We start from the raw sequence: 12,211 nt of genomic DNA, 5'->3' as shown, positions 1-12,211 counted from the left end.
GTTGAGGCTTTCCGGTGAATCGGTGCAGCGGAGCATCGCAGCGTAATGCGGAACAAGAGAGCCCTGTTTGAGTGGTTTCGCAGAAACCGCGCGTTTGGGCGAACGCCGCGTTACGCGAGAAGCGCAGGGTAGCCGCGTAGGGGCAAACCGTTGAACCGGATAGCCTCAACCAACCGGTGCTTGCCACCTAACGCCGAAAAACGACGAACTTCTCTATCGCCTGCCGGTTGGTAGAAGAACTGGCCTTGAGTGCCGCATGCCGCGCCGGGAGCCAGCGCAGCTGACGGTGTTCATCGGGGTTGAGGGTGATATCGACCTGTTCCGGTAGCTCCACCAGATAAAGATGTTCTGTGTTGTATTGTTCTTCCGGTGCATAGCGGTCCCGCCAGGCCGGCAGAATACGAAATCGCACTGTTTTTTTACCATCAGCCAGCAACTCACTGACATCCAGCCCGGTTTCCTCACGAACTTCCCTGATTGCCGCCTCACGTGGCTGCTCGTCCCATTCCAGGCTGCCGGTAACCGACTGCCAGTAGTCCTCTGGCTGGCGACGTTCCATCAGCAGCACATCGCCGGCTTTGGTGTAGATAACAACCAGGACGGATTCGGGGCGCTTGTAGTCGTGATGCATAGGCTCAGGAGGCGGGTGTTTCCTTTTCGACAGGTTTGCGCAGGCGCACATTCAGTTCACGTAACTGCGCATCGGAGACTTCTGAGGGTGCATTGGTCAACGGGCAACTGGCGGTCTGCGTTTTCGGGAATGCCATGACTTCGCGGATCGAGCTTGCACCGCTCATCAGCATTAACAGACGATCCAGGCCAAAGGCCAGTCCACCGTGCGGCGGGCAGCCGTATTTCAGCGCCGTCAGCAGGAAGCCGAACTTGTCCTCTGCTTCCTGGTCACTGATACCCAGCAATTCGAACACGTGCCGCTGCACCTCGGTGCGGAAGATACGCATAGAACCGCCACCAACCTCGGTACCGTTCAGTACCATGTCGTAGGCCCGCGAATGGCAGGCGCCGGGATCTGTCTCGAGCAAATCCAGGTGCTCTTCTTTCGGTGCGGTAAAGGGGTGATGCAAGGAAGTCCAGCTTCCCCCAGGGGACCCTCTCGACTGCTCCGCAGTCTCACCTCGCCCGCTATCCCCGCCTTTCTCGAACATCGGGAAGTCCACCACCCAGAGGGGTTTCCAGTCGCCTTCCATCAGTCCCCGGTCTTCAGCGAGCTTGACGCGCAGGGCACCCAGCGCTTCATTAACGATGTGCGCCTTGTCGGCACCGAAGAACACCAGGTCACCATCTTCGGCACCGGTGCGCTGCATGAGAGTGTCGACCGCTTCGTCCGGCAGGAATTTGAGGATCGGCGACTGCAGGCCTTCGCGGCCTTTGGCCCGTTCGTTGACCTTGATGTAGGCCAGACCACGTGCGCCGTAGATGCCGACGAATTTGGTGTAGTCGTCGATTTCCTTGCGTGTCAGCTCACAACCTTTGGGCAGACGCAGCGCCGCAACGCGACCTTCCGGATCGTTGGCGGGGCCGGAAAATACCTTGAACTCGACGGCTTTCATCAGGTCGTCGACATCGACCAGCTCCAGCGCCACACGCAGGTCCGGGCGGTCGGAGCCGAAACGCAACATGGCTTCCTGGTAGGTCATGCGCGGGAACGGGTTGTCCAGTTTGACACCCAGCAGCTTGTCGAACAGGCCGCGGATCATTTCTTCCATCAGCGTCATGATCTGGTCTTCATCCATGAACGCTGTCTCGATATCCAGCTGGGTAAATTCCGGCTGGCGATCGGCGCGCAGGTCCTCGTCGCGGAAGCAGCGTACAATCTGGTAGTAGCGGTCCATACCGGACATCATCAATAACTGTTTGAACAGCTGCGGTGACTGCGGCAGGGCAAAAAACTCACCCGGGTGAGTACGGCTGGGCACCAGGTAGTCACGCGCACCTTCCGGCGTGGCACGTGTCAGGATCGGTGTTTCGATATCCAGGAAACCGTTGCTGTCGAGGAAATAACGCAGTTCCCGGGTCACCTCGGAGCGCAGGCGGATACGCTGCAGCATCTCCGGGCGACGCAGGTCGATGTAGCGATAGCGCAAGCGGTGTTCTTCCGACACGCTGTCATCGTCCAGGTGGAATGGCGGCGTCTCCGACGCATTGATAATGGTCAGCTCCTTGCCCAGTACCTCCACTTCACCGGTGGCCATGTCCGGGTTCTCGGTACCCTCAGGACGACGGCGTACACGGCCTTTTACCTGGAGCACATACTCGCTGCGCACACGCTCGGCAGTGGCGAATGTCTCTTCGGTATCGGGGTCGAACACGACCTGTACACGACCTTCCCGGTCGCGCAGATCGATAAAAATCACCCCGCCGTGGTCACGGCGGCGGTGTGCCCAGCCGACCAGTGTCACCTCGGCGTCGAGGTGGCTCGCATTCAGTTCACCGCAGTATTGTGTTCGCATGTCAGTCTTCAGTATTTCCAGATAACGCCGCGCCGGAGCGGCGGGCAATGGGCTTGTCAGGCCCCGGTCATTGACCGGGGTTGTTTACTTGCTGTCCCCCGAAGAGGACTTGCCGGAAGAATCCCCGCCGGTTTTGGACTTGCTGTCTCCCTTGGCGACATTCTTGCGGTCCTTGCTCTTGAAATCGGTCTCGTACCAGCCGCTGCCCTTGAGACGAAACCCGGCGGCAGATACTTTTTTCTGCAAGGTCGGCTTGCCACACTCGGGGCATACCGTCAGCGGTTCATCGCTGAGTTTTTGCAGCTTTTCCATTTCCAGGCCACATTCAGTGCATTGGTATTCGTAAATCGGCATGATTCTAACTCCGGATTCAGGCTCCCGATTTCAGCAAAGCGCGCAAGTATACCAGCCAAACCGTGCTGATGCCGCCGTTTTGCCGGCTTCGGGTACAATTCGGCTGCGCCTGCATGGCAGGCACGCCACAGACACGGGAAATGTGGTGACAATCAACCCTTGCATCAACCCGACAACCACGGAAACCTGAAAATCCATGCACAACCGGCATACTGAACTACCAGACACTGACGGTAATGATCTGAAAACGCTGCGATCTCTCGCGCCTTTTTTGTGGGAATACCGGGTGCGGGTAGTGCTGGCACTGACCTTTCTGATCCTGGCCAAGGTTGCCAATGTCGGTATTCCGCTGATGCTGAAGGGTATTGTCGACGCACTGGACCGCGACAACATGCAACTGGTGCTGCCACTGGGTCTGTTGCTGGGTTACGGCGGGCTTCGTCTGGCAAGTTCCCTGTTCAACGAACTGCGCGACGCCGTATTTGCGCGGGTTCGCCATGGCGCCATGCGCAAGGTGTCGGTTCGTGTGCTGGAACACCTGCACCGGTTATCATTGCGCTATCACCTGGAGAGGAAGACCGGTGGCATTTCACGCGATATCGAGCGCGGTACGCGCAGTGTCAGCTCGCTGCTGAACTACATGGTGTTCAGTATTCTGCCTACCCTGGTGGAAGTCACCCTGATCGCCGGCATCCTGCTCAAGCAATACAGCGTGTGGTACGCCGTCATTACGTTTATCTCCGTGATGACTTATATCTTCTTCACCTTCCGCATCACCGAATGGCGAATGAAGTACCGGGTAAAGATGAATGCCTCCGATTCGAGAGCCAATACCCAGGCCATCGACAGCCTGATCAACTACGAAACCGTTAAATACTTCGGTAATGAACCGCACGAACTGGCGCGCTATGACACATCACTTGCGGAATGGGAAGACGCTGCGGTAAAAAGCCAGACTTCGCTATCGGCGCTGAATGTGGGCCAGGCATCGATCATTGCGCTGGGCGTTACATCGATCATGATCCTGGCCTCCAGTGGCGTGGTTGAAGGTGATCTGAGTATCGGCGACCTGGTACTGATCAATGCTTTTCTGCTGCAGTTGTTCATACCCCTTAACTTCCTTGGCATTGTCTACAGCCAGCTCAAGCATGCCATTGCAGACATGCAGCTGATGTTCGATGTACTGGAAAAACGCCCGGAGATCGAGGACGCGCCCGATGCCGTACCTTTGAAATTGCGTGATGGTGAGGTGCGATTCGACCGTGTCAGCTTTGCCTATGACCCGGACCGCCCGATTCTCAGGGAAGTCAGCTTTACTATTCCTGCCGGACACAGGGTCGCGGTGGTTGGTCCCAGCGGGGCAGGTAAATCCACACTCGCGAGATTGCTGTTCCGGTTTTATGACGTCAATGGAGGGTGCATTCTCATTGATGACCAGGATATACGTTCCGTTACCCAGCAAAGCCTGCGCGCAGCGATTGGCATTGTTCCGCAGGACACTGTGCTGTTTAACGACACCTTGCGCTACAACATTGGCTATGCACGCACAGACGCCAGTTTCGAAGAAATTCAACAGGCCGCAAAGCTTGCCAATATCCATGACTTCATTATCAGTCTGCCGAAGGGTTATGACACCGTGGTGGGTGAGCGCGGACTGAAGTTATCAGGTGGCGAAAAACAGCGCGTCGCTATCGCCCGTGCCATTTTGAAAAACCCGAAAATCCTCGTCTTTGACGAAGCCACCTCCAGCCTCGACAGCCACTCCGAGCAGATCATTCTGGAAAGCCTGCGCAACGCAGCACAGAACCACACCACACTCGTTATCGCACACCGTCTGTCGACGATTATCGACGCGGACCAGATACTGGTGATGCAGGACGGGAAAATCGTCGAACAGGGAAGTCATGGTCAGTTACTTGGCCACGCCGGCGTGTATGCGCATCTCTGGGAACTGCAACAACAGGAAGAGGAAAAACAGGTCGCCGGCCAGGTGCCTTGACCGGGAAATCAGTCGTCGTTTTCGGTGCGTTGCCTGCGTAGCTGTTCGGTTTCTCTCGCCATGATATGCCGCACCAGCAGCTCACGATCGGTTTCCTTCAGGTGCTCGTACTCTACCGCAATTTGCCAGGGATACTGCGGATTCCCGTCTTTCACACGCTCGCAGTGGACAACCCGGCTGATCGTCAGAATGCCGACCAGTGACGGGAACAACACCATGCGCAATTCCAGCAGACTACCAACCGGCAGCTCATGTTGTGCACGGAATGCCACGCCGCCTGCACTCAGGTTTACTTCCCGCGTGTCATGCTGCTTTTCTTTTATTTCCTCCGAAACAAACAACTGGGCAATCATGTTGAGTTTCTGATCAATGGCCTGCAGACAACGCGCCAGCTCGGGCGATTGCGCCTGCACCTTGTGTATCAGGTTCATCATCTGCCGGGTAGTGGCGGTAAAGCTGGATGCCGCTGTAAACCGGTCTACCAGTTGAGACTGGATCTTTTCCAGTAACTGATCGACTTCATCATGATCGATCAAACGGTAGTCAAGCGCCACCTCGTCATCGATCCGGAAAAACTCCCTGCGTTCATCACTCATATATATATCCTGAACTACTTGCTGCCGCCCAGTTTGATTCCCAGTCCGGACGACGGTTTTGATGTTTTTTCCTCAACCTTTTCCGGTGCCGGCCTGTTTGCCCCGCCCGCACGAACACCCTTTACCGCCTTTGGCTTTGTCGCAGGTCGTGTAACGCGTTTAACTCCACCAGCCGCTACAGGTTTTTTACCCTTCATCCTGGCAACCGGCTTTTTCACCGGTGCCGGCACTGCGCCAGTTTGCGGTGTAACGGGGGTGGATGGCAAGGTGGCCGAGATATCTTTCCCGTCCTCGTCCTCGCCCTGCTGAAGAATAATCTCTACCCGGCGGTTCTTTGCCCGGTTGGCCGGAGTCGTGTTCGGCACCATCGGTTTGGTGTCGGCAAAACCCTGGATCAGGAAGCGACTGGAAGGGATATCGGTAGCCAGCATCATTTCGTGCGCCACAGATACTGCACGTGCGGATGACAATTCCCAGTTGGACCGGAAACGTTCGGTGTAGATAGGAATATTGTCCGTGTGGCCGGCAACAATAATCTTGCCTTCCGAGCCTTTGAGAATTTCCGCCACTTTAGCCAGAATCGGCCGGAATGAGCCTTTCAAATCAGCATGCCCGGAACCAAAGGAGGCTTTTTCACGCACCCGGATAATTATCTTCTTCCCTTCGACTTCAACATCCACACCACCTTCCTTGATCTCGCGACCAAGGGCATTACTGATCAGTCTGGCGCTATGCTCAAGCTTCTTGCGACGCTTTTCTTCCGCTTTGGTCCTGATCAACTCTTCCAGTGATTTGTTTTCAATCGCTGTTACAGCCTTACCCTGTGCGGCAGCCGTATTCGCCTCCATTTTCAACTTCTCCTTGAGGCGGACTTCCGCCAGCGCCTTGGCCTTTGCAAGCTCCTTTTTCTGGGTATCCGTCAAACCTTCAGCCTGGGAGAGCTGCTTACCTGCCAGCGACTGCGCCTGGTCGCCATTCTTTTCGCCCGCGGTCTGGTCGGCACGTTGCCCGGCTTTCTGGCCAGCCTGATTGTCTGCCATGTTTGCCGCTTTCTCATGGGGTTTTAAGTTCCGGGTCTTGTCCGGGGTATGTTCGCTCTTCGGCGTCGGCACAGGACGCCGACGCTCCTTGCCGAGATCGAGATTCACATGCAGGTCATTTGTCGTCATCTGGCGGATGACATTCATAATCGTGGGCTCAGGCCGACCGGGGCTGAACTCACGGGCAATGACGTTGATACCCTTGGGCGGCTCCCTGACCTTGATATCACGCTGCACACCGAATGCATTTTTCATCGAGCCTGCCATTTCCTTGTACTTGGAGACGTCCATTTCGGAAAAAGACAGTAACAACACAAAGAAGCACATCAACAACGACATGAGATCGGCAAAGGTCATGACCCAGGCGGGCAGACCCTCTTCAACCTGTTTTGCGGGGGCTTCGTCAGACATTCTCAACTGTCCCTGTTGATCCCGGAACCCGGGTTCCGTCAGGCTGCATCGGCGCTGGCTTCGCCGACACTTTCACGCTTGGTCTCCGGAAGGTAGGTCTTGAGCAGTTCTTCCATGACGCGCGGGTTGAGACCTTCCTGGATCGAGCTGATTGTTTCCAGGATCAGCGCCTTGTTCAGCCGCTCGTCCTGGCTACGCAGGGCCAGCTTGTCAGCAATGGGGAGAGCAAAAACCGTAGCGATAATTGCGCCATACAAGGTCGTCAACAAGGCTACCGCCATGGCCGGTCCAATAGACTTGGGGTCATCCATCGCTGACAGCATCTGTACCAGACCAATCAGCGTGCCGATCATGCCCATGGCCGGTGCCACGTCACCCATAGCCTTGAAGATCGCCTGGCCTCTTTCATGGCGTTCGATGGTCAGGTTGATATCCTTGCTGAGCATGGAACGTACAAACTCGGGTTCGTGACCATCGACGCACATCTGAATTCCACGTTTCAGAAACTCGTTCTGAATATCCTGGCCTTCCAGGCCCAGCACGCCTTCCTTGCGCGCAATGTTGGCCAGTGCCACACCTTCTTCTATCAACTGGGACGGATTATCGGTCTTGCCAAAAAAAGCCTTCATGGCGATTTTGAATGCCCCGAAGAAATGCCCGATGGGGAACTTGATCAGTGTGGCGAACATCGTGCCAACCACCACAATCAGCAGCGAAGGAACATTGACAAAGAGTAGGACACTCCCGCCGAGCACCATTGCCATAGCAATGATGCCGATAGCGCCAAGCAGGCCGATCAGAGTGGCGAGATCCATGAATTGTTACTCCATTAACGATAGGCTAGAAATTCATATACGCTATATCGCCGCAACAGGGCGTTTCTTGAATGGACAGGCGGTCAGCCCGGAAATCCCACACAATCAGGAATAGTTTGTAAACTGAAAGGCTTAGACATGACTGAACTATCCTCGCGGGAACGGTCGGTACTGATTACAGGCTGTTCCAGTGGTATTGGCTATTGTGCTGCCCACACGCTCCACAAGTGTGGCTATCGCGTTATCGCTAGCGCAAGAAACATGAATGATGTCATGCGGTTGCAACAAGAGGGCCTGGATTGCATTCAACTGGACCTGGACGACACAACCTCGATTGCTGCAGCGGTGGACGAAGTCGAGGCAAGAACCGGGCGACACTTGTACGCGCTGTTCAACAATGCGGGATTCGGACAACCGGGGGCCGTCGAGGACCTGCCGCGAGACGTCCTGCGCGCCCAGTTTGAAACCAATGTGTTCGGCACCCTGGAACTGACCAATCGCATCCTGCCCTGGATGCGCGAAGCGGGGGAAGGCCGCATTATCCAGAACAGCTCGGTGCTGGGGTTCGTGTCACTGGCTTACAGGGGGGCCTACAACGCCAGCAAATACGCCCTCGAGGGATTATATGACACGCTACGCCTGGAACTTGCCGGTAGTAACATCTTCCCGGTATTGATCGAACCCGGCCCCATCACCAGTCGTTTTCGTGAAAATGCCTTTGCCGCTTACCAGCGCAATATCGATACCGTGCACAGCGTACACCGTGAAGCTTACCTCGCGACAGAAAGACGCCTGGAACAGAAAGGTCCGGCCGTTCCTTTTACCCTCCCCCCTGAAGCCGTAGTAGACAAACTGCTCAAGGCACTTTCATCGCCTCGCCCAAAAGGCCGCTACTACGTCACTTTCCCCACCTACCTGTTTGGAACGCTCAAGCGTTTCCTGACAACGCGGGGGCTGGACAGAGTGCTGCTGAAGGTTTCACGGAACGAGCAGGGGCAGAAACCCCGGACATAAAAAACCTGCCGGCATTTCTGCCGACAGGTCGGGTTGTTGCATCACAAAAAATCAGAAGTTCAGACGCAGTCCTGCAAAATACTCATCGATTTCACTGCCAAAGGTAGCATTTGCTGTTGCTGAAAATGCCTTGCTAATCTTGAACACGGCTCCGACGGTGCCAAAGTCGTCATCGATATCACCGGACAGGTACTTGTAGCTGGTGTTGACTTCCAGCTTTTTTACTACCTGGAACCGTACACCGGCTTCGTAAATAGCGCCGGCATCATTGAACGTACTCTGGTTACTGTTAAATTTGGCATTAAATCCCAGCACATCGGCGAATATATCCAGCTTGTCCATCAGCTTATAGTGTCCCCGACCGCCGACACGAAACTCGGTCAGATCCAGATTGTCGCCAGGTATATCGCTCGTATTGCCACGCCGAAAACCTGCGCGCAAGGCAAACATGTCGAATATGCCAAATGAGGCATCGACCACCCCGTTATCAAAATCGACGCCATCACCATCAATTCGCTGGTAACCCACATCGGCATAGCTGTAACTGAAGCCTTTTGCCGCCATAACGGCCGGTGACAAAGCCAGCACCAGTGAGCCGGCAAGCACAGTCGCCAGGGTTTTCTGTAGTTTCATGTTTCCTCCTCCATGCTATTTTTATGTTCTGGCGTGCGCCAAATACGGGGCCATACTACGGATTAGCAGGTCTACCTTCAAGCGGGAATATGCACCATGAAAGCGCCAGGATGATGTTACAGACCCCCTGCAACCTACTGAATTTCAATTATTTAACGCCCAAAAAAAGAAAACCCTGCCCGAAAAACCGGACAGGGTTGTTTCAACGGGGGCAGCCTTTATCAGGCCGCGCTGGCCTGGGTTTCACCCTTGTCGAATACCAGCGTATCGTCCTTGACATCCACCTGGATGATTTCTCCGGGATGGAAACGGCCCGCCAGGATTTCCTGTGCCAGCGGATTCTCCAGCTGTTGCTGAATAGCCCGCTTGAGTGGCCGCGCACCGTAGACCGGGTCGAAGCCTGCCTCGCCAAGTTTGTCGAGTGCCGCCTTTGACAGCTCCAGCCCAAGATCGCGCTCGGCAAGCCGTTGCCGCAGGTACTCGATCTGGATGGTCGTGATCGCACGAATCTGCTCCCGCCCCAGCGGATGGAAGACCACCACATCATCGATGCGGTTGATGAACTCGGGCCGGAAATGCCCCGCCACCACGTCCATAACGGCTGACTTCATACGGTCGTAGTTATCTTCGCCGGCCAGATCCTGGATCTGCTGACTGCCGAGGTTCGAGGTCATCACGATAACGGTGTTGCGGAAGTCGACTGTACGGCCCTGACCATCGGTCAGGCGACCATCATCGAGCACCTGCAGCAGCACATTGAAGACATCCGGGTGCGCTTTCTCCACCTCGTCCATAAGAATCACGGAGTAAGGTTTGCGGCGCACAGCCTCGGTCAGGTAACCCCCTTCCTCGTAGCCGACATAGCCCGGTGGCGCACCGATCAGGCGTGCCACGGAGTGTTTCTCCATGAACTCGGACATATCGATACGCACCATGGCTTCCTCGGTATCGAACAGGAACTCGGCCAGCGCCTTGGTCAGCTCGGTCTTGCCGACACCGGTCGGACCGAGGAACAGGAACGAGCCATTCGGCCGGTCAGGGTCTGACAGCCCGGCGCGGGAACGGCGGATCGCATCCGAGACCGCCTTGACGGCTTCAGCCTGACCGACCACGCGCTTGTTCAGTTCCTCTTCCATGCGTAGCAGCTTGTCACGCTCGCCTTCAAGCATCTTGTTAACCGGTATACCGGTCCACTTGGATACCACTTCGGCAATTTCCTCTTCGGTGACCTTGTTACGCAACAAGGTCATTTCCTGCATCTCTGCCTGGGATGCCATTTCCAACTGTTTTTCCAGCTCGGGGATACGGCCGTACTGCAACTCACTGGCACGCGCCAGGTCACCGGCACGCTGCGCAGTTTCCAGCTCCATACGGGCGCGCTCCAGTTCTTCCTTGATATGAGAACTGCCCTGCACAGCGGCCTTTTCCGATTTCCAGATTTCTTCCAGGTCGGAATACTCCCGCTCCAGCTTGTCGATTTCTTCCTGCAGGTTGGCAAGGCGTTTCTGGGACGCTTCATCCGTTTCCTTCTGCAACGCCTCGCGCTCGATCTTGAGCTGGATCAGTCGGCGCTCCAGCTTGTCCAGCGATTCCGGCTTGGAATCGATTTCCATACGAATACGCGACGCTGCCTCATCGATCAGATCAATGGCCTTGTCAGGTAACTGGCGATCGGTGATATACCGGTGCGACAGTGTTGCGGCTGCAACGATCGCCGGGTCGGTAATATCGACGCCATGATGCACCTCGTAGCGCTCTTTCAGGCCACGCAGTATCGCAATGGTATCTTCCACACTCGGCTCATCGACCAGCACTTTCTGGAAACGACGTTCCAGCGCAGCATCTTTTTCAATGTACTGACGGTACTCGTCCAGCGTTGTGGCGCCCACGCAGTGCAGCTCGCCGCGCGCCAGTGCCGGCTTGAGCATATTGCCCGCATCCATGGCGCCTTCGGCCTTGCCGGCGCCAACCATGGTGTGTAATTCATCGATGAACAGGATAATCTGTCCTTCCTGCTTGGAGAGATCGTTCAGCACGGCTTTCAGACGTTCCTCGAACTCGCCGCGGAATTTGGCGCCGGCAATCAACGACCCCATATCCAGGCTCAGCAGGCGCTTGCTTTTCAGCCCCTCAGGCACTTCACCATTGACGATACGCTGTGCCAGCCCTTCCACAATGGCGGTCTTGCCGACACCGGGTTCACCGATCAGCACCGGGTTGTTTTTGGTGCGGCGCTGCAGCACCTGTATGGTTCGACGAATCTCGTCATCGCGACCAATAACCGGGTCGAGCTTGCCCTGCTCGGCACGCTCAGTCAGGTCGATCGTGTATTTTTCCAGTGCCTGGCGCTGATCCTCGGCGTTCGGGTCGTCGATCTTCTGCCCACCGCGAACATTTTCGATGGCCTTTTCAATCAGGCTCTTGCTGGCACCGGCCTCGCGCAATGCTTCGCCAACCGGGCCCTTGTCCTCGACCGCAGCAAGCACGAAAAGCTCGGAGGAGATGTACTGGTCGTTGCGCTTCTGCGCCAGTTTGTCGGTCAGGTTAAGCAGCCGCGTCAGGTCATTGGAAATGTGGACGTCGCCCTCACTACCCTCTACTGTGGGCAGGCGATCCAGCATTTCACCCAGGTGTGAACGCAGCAGGTTGGCGTTGACGCCGGCCTGGGTCAGCAGGTGGCGAACACTGCCGCCTTCCTGGTCCAGCAAGGCGACCATGACGTGCACGGGTTCGATCTGGTTGTGGTCACGACCGACGGCAAGGCTTTGCGCATCGGAAAGCGCCATCTGGAATTTGGAAGTCAGTTTGTCCATCCGCATGATTTGGGTTCTCCCGTTGAAATTCTTTGATGGGACAGCATATGGGGGGCCGGAAACCGGAT

10 protein-coding genes are annotated in these 12,211 nt (G+C 56.1%); 2 read left to right on the top strand and 8 right to left on the bottom strand.

What is annotated here, in order from left to right; translation table 11 throughout:
* Positions 1-187: 187 nt before the first annotated feature.
* The 3 genes from nudB to DFR30_RS02880 form a co-directional block, all read right to left on the bottom strand.
* Positions 188-631: a dihydroneopterin triphosphate diphosphatase gene (nudB, locus tag DFR30_RS02890; protein WP_132971240.1), complete on the bottom strand. Its 444-nt coding sequence runs from the start codon at positions 629-631 to the stop codon at positions 188-190.
* Between the two features lie 4 nt (positions 632-635).
* On the bottom strand, positions 636-2,468 hold the full coding sequence (aspS, locus tag DFR30_RS02885; protein WP_132971239.1) for an aspartate--tRNA ligase: 1,833 nt from the start codon (positions 2,466-2,468) through the stop codon (positions 636-638).
* 84 nt (positions 2,469-2,552) lie between these two features.
* Positions 2,553-2,822 carry an FmdB family zinc ribbon protein gene (locus DFR30_RS02880; protein WP_132971238.1) on the bottom strand — a complete coding sequence of 90 codons (270 nt, stop codon included), beginning with the start codon at positions 2,820-2,822 and terminating at the stop codon, positions 2,553-2,555.
* A 196-nt stretch (positions 2,823-3,018) separates the two neighbouring features.
* Between DFR30_RS02880 and DFR30_RS02875 the strand changes: the two genes are divergently transcribed.
* Positions 3,019-4,821 (top strand): ABCB family ABC transporter ATP-binding protein/permease, encoded by a 1,803-nt coding sequence (locus tag DFR30_RS02875; RefSeq protein WP_132971237.1) that lies wholly within the window; start codon positions 3,019-3,021, stop codon positions 4,819-4,821.
* An 8-nt stretch (positions 4,822-4,829) separates the two neighbouring features.
* Here DFR30_RS02875 and DFR30_RS02870 read toward each other — a convergent pair whose 3' ends face one another.
* Genes DFR30_RS02870 through pomA form a run of 3 tightly spaced genes read right to left on the bottom strand, consistent with a single transcriptional unit; the run spans position 4,830 to position 7,683 of the window.
* Entirely contained in the window at positions 4,830-5,417 is a 588-nt protein-coding gene (locus DFR30_RS02870) for a PilZ domain-containing protein (protein WP_132971236.1), read from the bottom strand.
* A gap of 14 nt (positions 5,418-5,431) precedes the next feature.
* Entirely contained in the window at positions 5,432-6,868 is a 1,437-nt protein-coding gene (locus DFR30_RS02865; RefSeq protein ID WP_132971235.1) for a MotB family protein, read from the bottom strand.
* Positions 6,869-6,906: 38 nt separating this feature from the next.
* Positions 6,907-7,683, bottom strand: a complete 777-nt coding sequence (gene pomA / locus DFR30_RS02860) for a flagellar motor protein PomA (RefSeq protein WP_132971234.1) — start codon at positions 7,681-7,683, stop codon at positions 6,907-6,909.
* A 138-nt stretch (positions 7,684-7,821) separates the two neighbouring features.
* Here pomA and DFR30_RS02855 point away from each other — a divergent pair, with 138 nt between their 5' ends.
* Positions 7,822-8,697: an SDR family NAD(P)-dependent oxidoreductase gene (locus tag DFR30_RS02855; RefSeq protein ID WP_132971233.1), complete on the top strand. Its 876-nt coding sequence runs from the start codon at positions 7,822-7,824 to the stop codon at positions 8,695-8,697.
* A gap of 51 nt (positions 8,698-8,748) precedes the next feature.
* Here the strand turns inward: DFR30_RS02855 and DFR30_RS02850 are convergent, their stop codons facing one another.
* Both DFR30_RS02850 and clpB read right to left on the bottom strand, forming a co-directional pair.
* The gene (locus DFR30_RS02850) at positions 8,749-9,330 is read right to left on the bottom strand and encodes a porin family protein (RefSeq protein ID WP_132971232.1); all 582 of its coding nucleotides are present in this window, start codon (positions 9,328-9,330) and stop codon (positions 8,749-8,751) included.
* A gap of 221 nt (positions 9,331-9,551) precedes the next feature.
* Positions 9,552-12,149, bottom strand: coding sequence for an ATP-dependent chaperone ClpB (clpB, locus tag DFR30_RS02845; protein WP_132971231.1), 2,598 nt, complete (start codon positions 12,147-12,149; stop codon positions 9,552-9,554).
* Between the last annotated feature and the right edge of the window lie 62 nt (positions 12,150-12,211).

The sequence above is a fragment of the Thiogranum longum genome (genome assembly GCF_004339085.1).
GTDB classification, from domain to species: Bacteria; Pseudomonadota; Gammaproteobacteria; order DSM-19610; family DSM-19610; genus Thiogranum; species Thiogranum longum.
This window is presented reverse-complemented; position numbering and strand designations above follow the sequence as displayed.